Source organism: Pseudomonas sp. GM50 (assembly GCF_000282375.1).
Taxonomy (GTDB): domain Bacteria; phylum Pseudomonadota; class Gammaproteobacteria; order Pseudomonadales; family Pseudomonadaceae; genus Aquipseudomonas.
In genome coordinates, this window is record NZ_AKJK01000011.1 from 1 (window position 1) to 16,009 (window position 16,009).

Here is a 16,009-nt window from a genome sequence, read left to right on the forward strand (position 1 = left end):
CCGGCGGCCCCAGCCAGTCGGCGGGCGTATTGGGACTGCGCTGGAGACTCTTCGACTTCGGTCGCATAAACGCCCAAATCGACCAAGCCAAGGGACAGGAAGCCGAAACCCTGGCCGCTTACCGTCAGTCTGTGCTGCGTGCCACCGAGGATGTCGAGAACGCGTTCTCCGCACTGGTGAATCGGGAAGCTCAAGCAACCACCCTCACCGGGGGGGAGGCGTCTCTGACACAGGCTCGCCAATCGTCGTTCATTGCCTATGAGAAAGGCACGGCCAGCCTGATCGATGTCCTGCACGCTGACGAGACGATGCTGCAGGCTTCCGATGCTCGGGCGCAAGCGCGAACGGAATCGGCACGAGCGGCGGTGGCGGCATTCAAGTCGCTTGGTGGTGGCTGGCAACCTCCTGAAGCCCAGCCTGTTGCGACACGATGACCTGACCAGGTGACGTCGCACTTAATGCACGCACCTCCACACGTCCTCTCTTCGCTATTACCCGAAGGTCAAGGCATGAGGCTACGCAAGATGAGATTGGAGGTAAGCGTGGGCGCCTCCTCGACGAAATCGAGGTTGTACTGCAGCAGCAAAGGGTTGACGAATGGCCGCAGCGCGAGATGTATCGCTTCTACTGTCTCGTCCAGCGGAGTCTTGCGTTCAAATTCGCCACTCTCTCGCCCCTCTCGCACGATTTGCAACACGAAGCGTTTGATGCGTGCGTCATAAGCCTGCGAACTGGGCCAGCTTTCCGACGCCGCGAACGCTGCAATGTCATAGAGTTTTCGGTCGTTGAAGAACAGATTCACACCGGTGGCGATCACTGTTTTGACCAAACGTCGAAAGCGCTCCGTCGCCGACAGGTCTTCTACATGGATAGCCTGCTCCACGGCCGCGACGATTTCTGCCAGACAATTTGCGCAGATGGCTTCACCGATCGCCTGCTTGGAATCAAAAAACTTGTAGATGTAGGCCTTGGAAAACCCGATGGCCTTGGCCAGGTCGGAAACCGTGGTTTTGCCGTAGCCGTATTGACTGAAGTGTTCGTTGGCCGCCGCGACAATCTGGTCTCGAATGTCGTGATCGGCTGGGCCACGGGGGCTGGGCGAAGAAGATATTGATGGCTGATTCATGAGAACAGCTTACTCACCCTGTCCAAGACTGACAACTTGTGACCGATAAGATATATAGTCACAAAACTTCAGCCGGCAATCCGCTAAACGCTCTTGTAAATCCTGCGCCATGGGTGCTGGTTCGTATGCATCAATCGCCGTGTTGACGCCTTACGGGACTGCATCAGGCGTTTGACGAGTGTCGGGGTCTATACTGATTTCGCCCTTTTAATCAGATCCATCCTTGACCACCGCACAGCCCACCAGGCAGAACACGTGAACCCTTCGACACTTACTGCCGCGCTGCTCTGTCTATTACTCGGCACTCCCGTCAAGGCCGAGCAGTATCAAGTCGTCACTGAAGAGTGGGCGCCGTACAACTACCAGGAGAACAATCAGCTCACCGGCATGGCCACGGAGGTCGTTCGGGGCATAATGGCGTTGACTGGGGATGACTTTGAGGTGGTGCTGCTGCCCAGTATGCGAAGCACCCGCGCATTGATGACCCGGCCCAAGACCATAATGTATTCCCTATTCCGCACGGCGGAGCGCGAACCGTTATACAAGTGGGTCGGACCGATCGTGGAAGAGTCCATTCACCCCTATCAGTTAGCCAATGCGCAGCAGCCGGTGAATTCCTTGGAGCAGCTACTGCACGCCCCACGGATCACAACGAGACATGCCGGCCTGATACCCGAGATTCTGCAGTCGCGGGGCTTCAACAATCTCGAAAAAAGTGCAACCGAAAGCCTGCAGCTCTATCGCATGCTGATAGCCGGGCGCACCGACATCATCATAGGCGACACTGATGCGGGGGTGGCTTACTACAGCCGCCAGTTGAACATCGCCCCCGGTACGCTGCGGCAGATTCCCATCGAGCTCTATCGCTCATCGCTGTACATCGCCTTCAGCCGCGACTGTGACGACAAACTGGTAGCCGCCTGGGCCAGCGCCCTGGAGCAACTGCGCCACTCGGGCGAGTTGCAGCGCATCCAGGATCGATACAATCACCCCGTCGGGCAATGAAAGCGCGGAGGCGCGAATCCGCTTCGCGAGCATAGCCAGTGTGGAATGCACCAAAATCGATCTCGGCCCCCCCGCCGCATCAACCGACAGCTGTCGATCACGTGTTGGACGGTGATTGCGGCGTATCGGGATTGAGTTGCTGACGCCTGAATTGCCCGGGCGGCTGGCCATGTATCTGGCGAAAGCGTCGGGAGAAATAAGCCTCGTCAGCGAAACCGCACAACCTTGCCACCTCCCCCACCGGCCGGGTTCCATTGAGCAGATAATTGCGTGCCGCGTGCATCCGGCGCTCGAGTACCAGCTCAGTGAAGGTCTTGCCGATTTCCTTGCGCAACCAGTGCGTCAGGTACGTTGGTGACAGGTAAGTCGCAGCAGCCACCTTGATCAGGTTCAGATCGGGGTCGGCAATATTCTTGCGCAAGTATTCGGACATCCTGCTTAGCGCATCGCGCCGGCTGACTTCGGCGGCATTCTCTTCGGCCAATCGTTTGAGCGGCTCGGCATACAAGGCACAAACGCTCCCCACCAGTTGCAGCAACAACCCCTTGAGCATCTCGCGGGTGCCAAACTGACGGTTCTCATCCAGGACTCGCATCTGTTCGATCAAGGCACAGACCTTGTTGAAATCCTCATCGGCCAGAATGAAATCCAGATGTTCCTGGAAGCGGAACGGTGACAACTCCGGGGCCAGCAAAATCGAGACTTCCTCCAGATCCATCGGGTCGCACTGCAAATGCGGCAGCAGGAAGGTCTGGGAAAAATTGATCACCATGAAGTTGCTGTCTGCCGGATGCGGTATCACGTGCACGCGATGCGGCAGGATGAAGGCCAGTGTATTGCGCGGAAACGGACGTTCGACGTTGCCGATGTGCTGCACGGTATCGCCACCGAGGTTGACCTGAATCTGGAAATACTCGTGGCGATGCGGGCTGGTTTCGGCGCGCCGGCCCTTCTTGTCGCGGATGTAAAAGTCTGTCAATTCGCTGCGTTGCTGCATGACGTAAGTGGGTACTCGACTCGGTGACGACATCGCCTGAGGATCCTCGACAGGTACATGGACAGGTTGTCGTCGCGCCACGGAGCAGGCGGCGACGTCGGTGATTGTGAAGGCGGACACCGCTGGTGTTCAACATGTCATCGGATGACATCGAAACGCAGAGAATTAATTTTATCCACGTGTGATGTGTCGCCTGTCCAAAAAAACTACGCGCGACCACAGATACCTAATTGTTTTAAAACAATAGCTTATTAAACATACAAGGCAAAAATGTGAATATTTACTGATTTGATTTTTCTTGGACACCTGCATTAATCGCCTTTTTCAGGAGAAAAAACGATCTAACGCCTCCGTTGATTTTGAGAGGTTGTACGACCACTGTGGCAGGCAATGCAGCCCGACCCGTCCAAAAACAAACAAAAGGTGCGCACGTGATGAACCTGCTTTTTTCCCTCGCCAACCCGCCCCCGACCGAGCCTGTCCGAAGGCGTCTCTGAGCGCCTGACAGCGGCTGTCCGCGCCTCTCATTCAAGTAGCGATTGCTCTGCCCCGGGACTGGGGGCATCGGCTTCGGCTGCGCGCGAACATCTCGATTCTTCTAACAATAAAAAGGTCTACTCATGTCGAACTCGCAAACCTCTCCGTCCACCGCGCCGTCGGTGAGTGCCGGCGCTCGGGACGCCCTGCTGCCGCAGCGACTGCCGACGCGTCGGCGCTGGTTCATGCTGTCGTTGCTGCTGATTGCAACCATCATCAACTACATCGACCGCGTGAACATCTCGATTGCCGCACCGTTCCTCGCCAAGGACCTGGGCCTGGACAAGATCGAAATGGGCCTGATTTTTTCCGCGTTTGCCTGGACTTACGCCCTCGCCCTGGTGCCTGCGGGGTTTGTTGCCGATCGCTTCGGTTCCCGCTTCACCTACGGGGTATCGCTGATCAGTTGGTCAACGGTCACCGTGTGCCAGGGCTTTGCTACAGGATTCGCTTCGCTGTTCGGGTTGCGCCTGGCGGTCGGCGCCATGGAGGCTCCAGCGTTTCCTGCCAACAGCCGTGCGGTGACGGTATGGTTCCCGGCCCGCGAACGGGGCCTGGCCAGCAGCATTTACGTGTGCGGCCAATATCTGGGCACGGCTCTGTTTACCGGCGTGCTGTTATGGCTGGCCACGACCTATGACTGGCGCCATGTTTTCTACAGCACCGGGATACTCGGCATTGTGTTCGGTGTGATCTGGCTCTACGTGTACCGCGATCCGCTGAGCTGCAAGAACGTCAGCCAGGAAGAACTGAAATACATCGAAGCCGGGGGCGGACTGGTCAAGAGCAGTCAGGAACGCACCCGGTTCAACTGGCGGCAGATCGCCGAGCTGTTCAGCTATCGGCAGATCTGGGCGATTTGCATCGGCAAGTTCGCCAGCACCTCGGCGTTGTACTTTTTCCTGACCTGGTTCCCCACGTACCTGATCGAAGAACGCAAGCTGACCATGATCAAGGCCGGGATCTTCGCAGTGCTGCCGTTCGTGGGTGCAACGGTCGGCATTCTGCTGGCCGGCATCATTTCCGACTTGCTGATTCGCCGTGGCTACTCAATGTCCTTCGCTCGCAAGTTGCCTTTGGTGGTCGGATCGATGCTGGGGATGTCGATTGTGCTGGTGAATTTCACCGACTCGAACGTGATCTGCATTGCCGTGCTGACCATTGCCTTCTTCGCCCAGGGAATCGCTTCGTCGTCGTGGGCGGCGGTGTCGGAAGTCGCGCCCAAGGAATTGATCGGACTGACCGGTGGAGTCACCAGCCTGGCCGCCAACATCGGCGGGATCGTCACTCCGATTGTGATTGGCGGCATCGTCCACGCGACAGGCTCGTTTGCCTATGCCTTCTGGTTCATCGGCGGCGTGGCGCTGGTCGGTACCTTGTCCTATTCGTTGCTGCTCGGTCGCTTGTATCGCATCGAACTCAAGGCACGCTGAGTCAAAAAAACCGTTTTTCTCCAACACAAGGCGGCTTTCGTCCAACTTCGCAAAAGATTGCCGCCGTACGCTGACGCTTCAAACAGGACGACTACAAAAATGACGATGACCGAGTACGTGTTTACCCCGGATCTGCCCGTGACCTTGCCGGTTGCTGGCAGCCAGCAGCGCTTTCCCGTTGGCCGGGTATTTTGTGTCGGCCGCAACTACCCTTGGCCAGATACCCAAGGCCAGTCCCGCCAGCCGCCAGTGTTCTTCATGAAACCGGCGAGCAACGTGGTGGATGCGGCGGGTGAAGTGACTTTCCCGCCGTTGACCGAAGAGTTTGTCCACGAAATCGAATTGGTCGTGGCCATCGGTGAAGGCGGCGCCAATATTCCGCAGAGTCAGGCGCTGGCCTATGTCTGGGGCTATGCCGCCGGCCTTGATCTGACCCGTCGTGATGTCCAGCGCGCGGCCAAAAGCAATGGTTTGCCGTGGGAAGGTGCCAAGGTGTTCGACGGCGCCGCGCCGATGACCGCCATCGTGCCGGTCACGCGGGCAGGACATCCCGATGGTGAGTTGTGGCTGAACGTCAACGGTGAAGAGCGCCAGCGCGAGAGCCTCGACAGCCAGATCTGGTCGGTCAGCGAAATCATCAGCCGCATCTCGCAGTCGATAGCGCTACGGGCCGGTGACTTGATCATGACCGGCAGCCCGGCAGGCGTCGATGTGCTGCAACCAGGCGACATCATCAACGCCGGGATCGACGGCATCGGCCAACTGGAAATGCGCGTCGGTCAGCGATCTTGAACCCGGCTCACGCCCTCGTGAATTGAAAAAGGAGATAACAACATGTCCCGTCCTTTGAAAGTGGCCCTGGTCACCGGCGCCGGTAGCGGAATCGGCCGCGCCGTGGCCCTGGCCCTGATGGCCGATGGATTCACCCTGGTATTGGCTGGACGTCGGCCAGAGCCGTTGCAGGCGTTGGTCGAGTTGGCGCTCAGCGAGGGACACGAAGCGTTGGCGGTGCCCACTGATGTGCGCGACCCGGCCAGTGTCGATGCGCTGTTTGCCACCCTTACCGAGGTATACGGACGCCTCGATGTGGTGTTCAACAACGCCGGGGTCAACGCCCCTGCCGTGCTGCTCGATGAGCTGACCTTCGAGCAGTTGCGAAACGTGATCGACACCAACCTCAACGGCGTTTTCCTCTGCGCCCGTGGTGCCTTCAGGCTGATGCGCCGGCAACAGCCACAGGGCGGACGCATCATCAATAACGGCTCGATCTCGGCCCATACCCCACGACCATTCAGCAGCGCCTACACCGCCAGCAAACACGCGGTGTTGGGGCTGACCAAATCGCTGGCCCTGGACGGGCGCGAATTCAACATCGCCTGCAGCCAGATAGACATCGGCAACGCCCTGACCGAGATGTCGGTGCGCATGACCAAAGGCGTGCGCCAGGCCAACGGCACCATCGCCGTGGAGCCGATGGTGGACGTCAAGCACGTGGCCGATGCCGTGCGCTACATCGCCGGTCTGCCGCTGGAGGCGAACGTCCTGAACATGACCGTCATGGCCAGTGCCATGCCGTTTGCCGGTCGCGGTTGAACCGGCTTTTTATTCCGCTACACGAGGTTTACATGAAACCAGAAGTCTTGCAGCTCAGCCCGATCCTGATCCCCGAAATCAACGCGCGACTCGATGAACTGTTTACCGTCAGACGCTACTTCCAGCAGGCCGACAAGCAGGCTTATTTGCAGGAACACGGCGCGAATATTCGTGGGGTGATCACCGGCGGGCATACCGGTATCAGTCAGGCGTTGATGGCGCAGCTACCGAAACTGGAAGTGGTGGCGGTCAACGGCGTGGGCACCGATGCGGTGGATCTGGCTTACGCCAGGGATCGCGGGATCCGCGTGACCGCGACCATCGGCGCGTTGACCGAAGACGTCGCCGACCTGGCCATCGGCTTGTTGATTGCCGTGTGCCGGGGTCTGTGCACCAGTGATCGTTACGTGCGTTCGGGGCAATGGCCCCATAGCCCGACGCCGTTGGCCCCGTTGCCGTTGGCGCGCCAGGTGTCGGGCATGCGCATCGGCATCGTCGGCATGGGTCGGGTCGGCCGTGCAGTGGCGACCCGAGCCGCGGCGTTCGGTTGCCCGATCAGCTACACCGATTTACAACCCATGAGCGACGTGAACCACACCTTCATCGCCGACTTGAACCAACTGGCCAGCGACAGTGATGCACTGATTCTCGCAGCCGCCGCCGACAAGGCTGAAGCCATCATCAATGCCCAGGTGCTGCAGGCGCTGGGCAAGGACGGGTATCTGATCAACGTGGCACGGGGCAAGCTGGTCAACGAGGTCGACCTGGTGGCGGCGCTTGCCGCCGGTGAGATCGCGGGTGCGGCGCTGGATGTGTTTGTCGATGAACCGAACGTCCCCGAGACACTGTTCGCCAACGAGAAAGTGGTGCTGCAGCCCCATCGCGCGAGTGCGACGCTGCAGACCCGCACGCGGATGGGAGAGATGGTGGTGGCGAGCCTGGTGGACAGTTTCGCCGGGAGAATACCCCAGGGCTCCGTGACTGACTGAAGGTTGGCCACCGAGGGGGCGTTGCGCTCCCTCGGTGTCTCGGTACCAGGCAAGCTGAGCCATTAATGCCCGGGCATTGGACTTCTTGGGCGTTTTACATCGCGTTTTCGCCTTGCCGAGTCAGGGTTCGCAATGCGGCTCGGTTGAGGCAACCGGGGCGTGCGCAGTAACACACTGATTTCCGCTGCGCTGACCGCTCTGCTGAAAAAGTGGCCTTGAATTTCATCGCAGCCGTTTTCGCGCAGGAAGGTTTGTTGCTCTTCGGTTTCGACACCTTCGGCAATGACCTTCAGGTTCAGTTTGTGCCCCAACGAAATCACTGCGGTGGCGATGGCTTTGTCGTTCTCGTTGTCGGGCAGATCACGCACGAAAGACTGGTCGATCTTGAGTCTCGCGATCGGGAAGCTTTTCAATGCTGCGAGGCTGGAGTAGCCAGTGCCGAAGTCGTCGATCGAGAGACTGATCCCCATTGATTGCAGTTCCTTCATTTTGCTGATGGCTTGCTGAAGGTCTTGCATGATCAGACTTTCGGTCAGCTCCAGCTCAAGGTACATCGGGTCCAGTCCGGTTTCTTGCAAGGCATGCCTCACCCGGTCGATCAGGTCCCTTTCGATGAACTGGCGTGCTGAAATATTCACCGACATGGTGATCGGCGGCCAGCCCGCATCCTGCCAGTCCTTGTTCTGTCTGCACGCGGCATGAATCACCCAGTCGCCAATGGGCACGATCAACCCGGTCTCTTCGGCCTGCGGAATGAATTTGATTGGAGACACCATGCCGAGCTCGGGATGCTGCCAGCGGATCAGTGCCTCTACGCCGATAATCTGACCTGACTGCAAATCCACCTGTGGCTGGTACAGCAGCAGGAACTCGTCATGGTTGAGTGCGTTTCGAAGCCCGTCTTGCATCGCGAGCTTGCCCTGAACCTTGTTATTCATCTCGCTCGTATAGAACTGGTAGCTGTTGCGACCCAGCTCCTTGGCCCGGTACATGGCGGCGTCCGCGTTGCTGAGCAACGTCTCGGTATCGCTGCCGTCGGCGGGATAGGTGGCCAACCCCATGCTGCAGGTGACGTGGAGTGTATGTCCGCTGAGCTGAATCGGCCGCAGGATGGCTTCCTGGATTTTGTGCAGGGCTGGAGTAACGCCGTCGAGGTCTGAGGGCTGGTCGAACAGGACGATCACAAACTCATCACCACCCAGTCGCACGACGGTATCGGTCCGGCGCACGCACTCCTGCATGCGCTGGGCGACAGTTTTCAGCAGTTCGTCCCCAGCACTGTGCCCAAGGCTGTCATTCACCAGTTTGAATTTGTCCAGATCGAGAAACACCACCGTCACCAGCCGGCTGTAGCGCTGAGCATAAAGTATTGCCTGCTTGAGACGGTCTTCGAGCAGTGTGCGATTCGGCAGCCCGGTCAGTGCGTCATGGTCGCCCATATAGCGAATGCGCTTTTCGGTAAGTTGGCGCTCTATCGCAATGCCGGCAAGCGGTGTCGCCATGTCGATCAGACGAGTCTCGGTCGAGCTGGGGCTGCGTACGGTGTTGGAATACAAGGCAAACGTACCCAATACCTTTCGCTCATGGGACAGAATCGGCGTCGACCAGCAGGCGCGAAATCCATAGGGCGCAGCGGCTGAACGGTACTCCTCCCACAGCGGATCCAGCTCGATATCCGTGACGATGACCGGTTCTCGTCGATACACCGCGGTGCCGCATGAACCGACGTTCGGACCGATCGCAATGCCGTCAATGAGCTGGTTATAGGCTTTCGGCAAACTGGGCGCAGCCCCGTGCAGCAGGTGCTTGCCATCCTCATCCAGCACCAGGATGGACACCATCATCCCCTCCAGTTGGGACTCGACCAGGTGAGCCAGGCTATCGAGGACTTCTGCAAGCTCGGTGCTCCTGGCGATCAGCTCCAGGACATGACCTTGTCCGGCACGGATGACGGCTTCTTGCTCCAATCGGCTGTTTTGCAAGGCGAGCCGTTCTGTGGCGATACTCAATTGAACCGTTCTTTTTTCCAGCTGAAGTCGGTCTTTGAGGAATTGATTCACCGCGCGAGCCATGTTGCCGATCTCGTCCTTCCTATGTTCCGCCATCATCAAATGCGTTTTGTCAGTGCGTTCCTGACGCAATTGCCGGCTTATTTCATTCAGACGTACGAGCACATGACGCCCCATGAAGACCCGGGTCACGAACCAGGCGAACACCAGGCTGGCGCCCAACATGATCAGCACCCATTGCTGGCTACGATTTGAGTCCTCGACCAGGTGTTGCAGGGCTTGGCGATAGTCTTCGGTGTAAGCACTGGATTGCGCACGGGCCACCGCGACCAGAACCCCGGCCTCGCTCTTCAGTTCCTCATTAACGCGCTGTATGACGTTGTGCTGATTGATGAGCCTCAGGCGCAGGGAGAAGAGATCGGGCGTCTCCACATTAGCGTCGGGTAACTTGCCTGTGGTGCGTGACAGGCGCTCATATCGGATCCGCAGCCGTTGCACGGCATCACTGTCGACAGCCTGCGGCAGATCGAAAAGTAACACCGCCAGTTCCAGGCTGGCCCGGGTCTGGGTCGCGGTTAACCAGGCGGTGTGATCCTCCATGGTTTGCTTGAAGGTGACCTCGGTTTGCAGCAGGCTTTCTCGCAGCTGCGCAACGATGTTGGCGGTATTGCGGAACATCTGACTCGACTGATGCATGTCGAGTATCGCCACGCCACTGTTCGCGGCAGTCAGCTGCTGCACCAGTTGATCAAGGGCTTCAAGCTGTTCGACGGTCGCCGCATAGCTTGAACGCAGGGTGTCAGGGGAGCGGGTTGTCAGAAGCTGATCGGTCTGGCGTTCGATCAGCAAGGTGCGCTGCAGCATGTCTTGCCCATTTTGCATGCGGACCAGTCGTTCATCCGTCAACTGGCGGGTGGCGCTGTTTGACGTGCGCAAGGCGTAGACCGCAGTTGCACCCATCGCCAGGATCAGTAGTGCCAGCGTCAGAAACGCCAGTGTGAACTGTGCGCGTAGCGATTGCGGCAATAGCTGGCGTCCGAGCCGGGAAGAAACGTCCAATGTCAGGGATTCCATTGGTGGCGATAGATATCTCGATAGCCATTGTCAGGGTCGTACTGGAATTTCTTCCCGCCGTCGAAGGCAATATTGTCGGCATTGACCAGGTGAATCGGCGCTATGAAGCCGCTCACCGGCTGGCCTGCAAACAGCCGGTTCAATTCATCAATCACTTGCCAGCCATGCAGGTTGAGCGGCTCAGCCACGGTGACGGTCTGGTAGGTTTTTGCCTGTATGCGCAAGAAAGCCGAAGCGCTGCCATCACCGGCAGACAACAGACTGATGCCGTCACTGGGTATTGCGGCGTTGGTCAATGAGGCAATCGAGTAGTCAAAATAGATGTCATTGATGGCCAGCGTGTGGGTCCAGCGCTTGCCATAGCGCTGAAGCAGCTCCCTGGTGATCGCCGGCATCTTCTCGCCGCTTTCGGAGATCGCGACATCGCGCACTTCCAGCACCGTACAGTCCCGACAGGCCCGAATGACGTTTTCCATGGCCTTGGCTTTCGCCATGGCGATGCTGTACTTGGAGTCGGTCAGAATGACCACGCCGGCGTGTCCGTTTGACTGTGCCACGGCCGCCATGGCCGTGAGGCGAGCCACTTCGAGCGGGTCGGTCGTGACGTTCATGGCCACCGGCGTGCCGTCAATCGGACCGGGGCGTGCCCCGGCGTGCCAGCCAACCACCGGCACATCCCTGTTGGCGAAGAGGATCAGCGCCGCATTGTTCTCAAGGGCATCGGAACCGCACAGGATGAGGCCATCGGGTTTGGCTGCCAGGGCATCGGCAAAGGCCTTTGCGCGCCCGGCCGATGATCCGGCGCCATCGAATATCTTCAGCGTCCAGCCCATCACCTTGGCTGCCTCGCGAGCGCCCTGCGCGACACCGACGATTCCTCCGTTACGCAAGTCTTCTGCGACAAGGGCGATGCTCTTGCCCCGCAGGGCTTGCGGGCCGGACTCAGGGCCGCTCCAGCGAACGGCTTCGAGGGTGGACCTGGAAACGATTTCCTGCGCTTGTATCACCGTAACCGTGGTGTTTTCGACAGCGTATCCGGGCGCTGCCGTGAAAAGACAGAAAGCCGTAATTGAAGCCATCCAGAGTAGCCAGGACCTGGGTAAGCAGGGCCTGATCAGACAGGTTCGATCACCGCATGTGATGCCGGGTCTGGAGCCGATGGCGCGATCATAGTCTGGCATGGCGTCCCTTTTTGCCAAGAGTGCAGCGTTAACTATCCGAAAGGATAGTCGGTTCTGCCGTCATCAGGTCTTTTGTGGGAAAAGTGCGCGATATAGCCTGATACAAGCTTCTTATTCTTTTAAAGAAGTACAAATTGATTTTATAGTGCGTTTCAATCTATGCGCTGGAGTTCATACAGAAACGCCCCTTCAATTTGTTCAGGAGCCATGATGTCCGATCCAAAACCTCTGTTGTTTGCACTCTACGAACAAGCCAGTGTGGGCTGTGGAGGTGCGCCGAGCCTCTGGACGCATCCGGCTGACGAGCGTCTGGCAATCAACTCCCTGGGCTACTGGTCGAACCTGGCGCGCATTGCTGACCAGGCCAACCTCGACATGCTGTTCTTCGGCGACGTGCTGGGTTTCTACGACGTCTTTGGTGGCAATGCCGATGCCGCAATGAAATGGGCTGTGGAAGCTCCGGCCAACGATCCGTTGATGATCATTCCCGCCCTGGCCGCGGTCACCGAAAACCTTGCGTTCGGCGTCACAGTTACCACCAGCTATGAACACCCCTTCTCCCACGCTCGGCGTTTCAGCACCCTGGACCACCTCACCAATGGCCGGGTGGGCTGGAACATCGTGACCTCTTATCTGTCCAGCGCCGCGCGTAACTTCGGCCTTGAACAGATGATCAAACACGATGACCGCTACGAACGCGCCGAAGAATTTCTCGATGTGGTGTACAAGCTGTGGGAAGGCAGTTGGGCCGACGATGCGGTGGTCGCGGACAAAGCTCATCAGCTGTATGCCCGGGGTGATCGGGTACGACCGATCAACCACGTCGGCGAGCACTATCGAGTCGCCGGGCCGCACCTCACCTCACCGTCGCCGCAGCGCACACCGCTACTGATCCAGGCCGGCTGGTCGGGTCGCGGTCGCGAGTTCGCCGCCAAGCACGCCGAGCTGATCTTCATTGCCAAATCCAACCCTGAGGAAATCCGTCAGGGCCTGGAGGACATATGGGCCAAGGCCCAGGCTCTCGGTCGCCAGCGTGAGGATGTGAAGTCCCTGACCGTATTGCGCATCGTCACCGCCAAAACCGAAATTGAAGCCCAGCGCAAATATGACGCGTTGCAAAGTAACTACCATCTTCAAGCGCAACTGGTCAGTTATGCGGGCGACACGGGCATCGATATCAGTCGCTATGCCGACAGCGATGCATTGTCGACCCACACCGAAGGGCTGACGTCCTATGTGATGCACCCCGATGGCAGTGGTAAGCCGTTGACCGCCGGGGATGTGAAGCAACGTTTTGCCAAGGTCACCCGCGGCAGCGATCTGATCCTGGTGGGCACCCCGCAACAGGTAGCCGACCGGATCGAAGAACACGCGCGCATTTCCGGCACCAGCGGCTACATGATCAATCCGTTGATCAGCCCTGGCACACTCGAAGATTTCGTGGAGTTGATCATTCCCGAATTACAGAAGCGCGGCCTCTACAGAACCCAGCCGCAAAGCGGTACCTTCAGGTCCAGGTTAAGGGAGGACGGCAGCAGCCATTTACCCGACTCGGCGTATGGCGCTTCATTCCGCTTCGGCAAGGCGCTGTAGCCCGAAGGCGACTGCTCAAGCGTTATCAAGCAGTCGCCGAACGTTCGAGGAAAACGTCGCGGGGCATCAGCGTTTACAGCGTAAGAAACAGCGCCGAGGTCCAGACTCGGGATTGATCGCGCTGCCGGGCGCAGATGAACAATGGATGCTCACGGCCCGGCTGCAGATTCAGCTGCGCCAGCTCGATCTGCCCTTGCAACTCACGGGGCAGCGGCGCAGAGGTTGTTCTTTCAAGGGACACTTTCAGTTCCGCTCCTGGCAGCTCTTCGATCACTTGTGATTGCGCCAGCAACTCCTCACCGGACAACTCCATCAGCACAGTCGGCGCGTGTACGTAAGGTTGCGGTTCAGACGGATCGCCGACCTTGATGTAGTTGTCGATGCGGCTGTGGATCTGCAACGTCGCGCCGGCCAGCTGCGACAGGTCGATTTCAATACTGTCGGTGTCGCCGTTGGTGTCGGTGCGAAAGGCCAGAACCGTTGCATCCTTGCGCCATACAGTTTGCTCGGGGTGATCTAGACCCAGGGCGCGAAAGCCACTGATGACCGCGCCCGTCACTCGAATTTCGCCGGTCCAGTAAGCGCCGCGATAGCGGTCCTTGATTCGTGCGCCCCCCAGGCGCAGCCGAATACGTTGGGCGGAAAACCCCAGTTCCTGATGCAGATTGCGCGACCAGATCAACTTGTCGCCATCGAACAGATCGACCTGCTCCCAACCCGCCTCGCCCAGCAGTCGATAGTCCAGCGTGGCATTCGAATCGGCCGTGAACACTTCACCCATAAAGTGCTGGCCCTGGCGCAGGCTGGCAAATGAACGCTCGCCAGTGGTGGCAAAGGTGCGACGGGCGCGAAGTGCCTTGCCGACACTGGCTCGGTCGAAGGCCTCAGCGACAACACCGGTCAGACCGCCACGGGAGCCGAACACCGCCGTGGCCGGAACACCACCGCCACAACGGCCCTGATGCTCATCGCTGTTGGCAGCAGCACCGACCCGATAACCACGCTGAAGCGCTTCGGCGTAGACCCAATGGAATTGCCCCCAGGCCGAACCAACTTCGATCAGGCGTTCCAACTCCGGGTGATGCCAGTCGAGGTTGCAACGGCGACCACCGACGTGAGGCATCATCAGATGGCCTTCAGGATCCTTGGCATAAGCCGCGTACAACTCGTCCACCGGCCAGGCGCCCGGCTTGATGGTGCCAGCGGTGAACTCGTTCCATTCGAAGGAACGCACCAGCCGCCCCTGATTGTCGAAAGGAAACTCAGGTTTGCGGTCATGCAGGAACACCACATTACGGTCGCCGCCCGCGCAAGAATTGCCGCACCATTCGGTGCCTGGATAACAAACAAATCGACCCGGTTCATTGAGCTCGTGAATCAGCTGGACCGCCTGGTCCCAGCGTTGCTCGGTAATGTTGAAGTCGTTGGCGGTGTAGCCGAGTACGTCGAGACCGGCGACATCGCGACCGTAGCTGAGGTTGTAGAGCGTGTCATTCGTGCCTACGGTGTCATCGGAGTGCACATGCAGATCGGCGTACAGCGGGCGCAATGCCGTGCCGGCCGGATCGACCGTGACAAACGCCTGGGCCGCGCGCACAAAAGGTGCCGCCACCTCGGCCGCCAAACGCCACTCGCCCACCGCACCCAGATCAAAACCTTCAAGCCGGGCAGTCGCCCAACCTTCAGTCGCCAGGGTGAACGGTTGTTGTCGTTCGCCCCCTTCAGGGTCAACGAGGGTCAGCACGCCCTGGAGCGGCAAGTTGCGGCAGGTGTTACCCCAGGCATCATCCACCCTGAGCAAAACGTCGAACGCCTCACCCGCACTGACCAGCCGAGGAACAATCAACTGCACACTTTGCGCCGGTCCCGGCACGATGTTCAGCAGAGGATCGCCCGGCACCTCGGCAAACTTCGAGCTGCCCAGTGGGTCGATGAACAGACGAAAACGGAAGTCTTTCTCGACAAAACTCTGCACCCGCGTACCCGCGCCGCCCTGACGACGATCGCCCAGGCGAATGGTGATCTTGTCCCCCGGGTTCAGGTAACCGTCGATGATGTCGATGATGATCGCTTTCTGAAACGGCCGTTCATGGCCCTTCTGGTCGAAGCGCACTTTCAAGTGCTGCACCGTGGCCTGGCTCTGTCCAGGGACCAGCTCACCGGCTTGATACTCGGCGCTGACATAGTTGGGGCCGGCCGGATTCGAGGTCTGGAACAAGGCCCAGTCAGAGTAGAACTTGAAGGCCAGTTTCAGCCAGGCGCCGTCCGCCAGACCGCTACCACCGACCTCGTAGACCAGGGTGATTTCATCCCATTGACCGGCAATCAGCGTGTCACGATCACAGCTGATGCTGCCCAGGAACGGGCGTTTCTTGTTGCGTTCGTAGAGGCCTTGCGGGGCAATGTAATGCCCGGCTTCGCGGGGATCGAAAACGTTACTCACATGACACCTCGTGCAATGGTCCAGTAAAG

The 16,009-nt window shown here is 58.9% G+C and carries 12 protein-coding genes; 7 read left to right on the forward strand and 5 right to left on the reverse strand.

What is annotated here, in order from left to right; translation table 11 throughout:
- The coding region (locus PMI30_RS26830) for a TolC family protein (protein ID WP_008005719.1) at positions 1-434 on the forward strand (434 nt) is incomplete at its 5' end.
- 68 nt (positions 435-502) lie between these two features.
- Here PMI30_RS26830 and PMI30_RS26825 read toward each other — a convergent pair.
- Positions 503-1,126 carry a TetR/AcrR family transcriptional regulator gene (locus PMI30_RS26825; protein WP_008005720.1) on the reverse strand — a complete coding sequence of 208 codons (624 nt, stop codon included), beginning with the start codon at positions 1,124-1,126 and terminating at the stop codon, positions 503-505.
- Positions 1,127-1,381: 255 nt separating this feature from the next.
- Between PMI30_RS26825 and PMI30_RS26820 the strand changes: the two genes are divergently transcribed.
- A complete protein-coding gene (locus tag PMI30_RS26820; protein ID WP_008005721.1) occupies positions 1,382-2,131 on the forward strand; it encodes a substrate-binding periplasmic protein in 750 nt (249 codons plus the stop codon).
- Between the two features lie 97 nt (positions 2,132-2,228).
- On the opposite strand, the gene PMI30_RS26815 is transcribed toward PMI30_RS26820, so the two are convergent.
- Positions 2,229-3,161, reverse strand: a complete 933-nt coding sequence (locus tag PMI30_RS26815; protein WP_008005722.1) for a helix-turn-helix transcriptional regulator — start codon at positions 3,159-3,161, stop codon at positions 2,229-2,231.
- 587 nt (positions 3,162-3,748) lie between these two features.
- On the opposite strand from PMI30_RS26815, the gene PMI30_RS26810 reads away from it, so the two are divergent.
- The 4 genes from PMI30_RS26810 (at position 3,749) to PMI30_RS26795 (ending at position 7,680) form a co-directional block, all read left to right on the forward strand.
- A complete protein-coding gene (locus tag PMI30_RS26810) occupies positions 3,749-5,098 on the forward strand; it encodes an MFS transporter (protein ID WP_008005724.1) in 1,350 nt (449 codons plus the stop codon).
- A 99-nt stretch (positions 5,099-5,197) separates the two neighbouring features.
- Positions 5,198-5,890: a fumarylacetoacetate hydrolase family protein gene (locus PMI30_RS26805; RefSeq protein WP_008005727.1), complete on the forward strand. Its 693-nt coding sequence runs from the start codon at positions 5,198-5,200 to the stop codon at positions 5,888-5,890.
- A gap of 42 nt (positions 5,891-5,932) precedes the next feature.
- Entirely contained in the window at positions 5,933-6,691 is a 759-nt protein-coding gene (locus tag PMI30_RS26800; RefSeq protein ID WP_008005729.1) for an SDR family oxidoreductase, read from the forward strand.
- Positions 6,692-6,723: 32 nt separating this feature from the next.
- Positions 6,724-7,680: a 2-hydroxyacid dehydrogenase gene (locus PMI30_RS26795; RefSeq protein ID WP_008005731.1), complete on the forward strand. Its 957-nt coding sequence runs from the start codon at positions 6,724-6,726 to the stop codon at positions 7,678-7,680.
- A gap of 62 nt (positions 7,681-7,742) precedes the next feature.
- Here the strand turns inward: PMI30_RS26795 and PMI30_RS26790 are convergent, their stop codons facing one another.
- Together PMI30_RS26790 and PMI30_RS26785 are read right to left on the reverse strand one after the other, a co-directional pair.
- Entirely contained in the window at positions 7,743-10,763 is a 3,021-nt protein-coding gene (locus tag PMI30_RS26790; RefSeq protein ID WP_008005733.1) for an EAL domain-containing protein, read from the reverse strand.
- Positions 10,751-11,770 (reverse strand): substrate-binding domain-containing protein, encoded by a 1,020-nt coding sequence (locus PMI30_RS26785; RefSeq protein WP_032834765.1) that lies wholly within the window; start codon positions 11,768-11,770, stop codon positions 10,751-10,753. The genes PMI30_RS26790 and PMI30_RS26785 overlap by 13 nt, the downstream gene beginning before the upstream one ends.
- 384 nt (positions 11,771-12,154) lie before the next feature.
- Between PMI30_RS26785 and PMI30_RS26780 the strand changes: the two genes are divergently transcribed.
- Positions 12,155-13,537, forward strand: a complete 1,383-nt coding sequence (locus tag PMI30_RS26780) for an LLM class flavin-dependent oxidoreductase (RefSeq protein ID WP_008005737.1) — start codon at positions 12,155-12,157, stop codon at positions 13,535-13,537.
- Between the two features lie 73 nt (positions 13,538-13,610).
- Here the strand turns inward: PMI30_RS26780 and PMI30_RS26775 are convergent, their stop codons facing one another.
- Positions 13,611-15,980, reverse strand: coding sequence for a hypothetical protein (locus tag PMI30_RS26775; protein ID WP_008005739.1), 2,370 nt, complete (start codon positions 15,978-15,980; stop codon positions 13,611-13,613).
- Positions 15,981-16,009 lie beyond the last annotated feature (29 nt).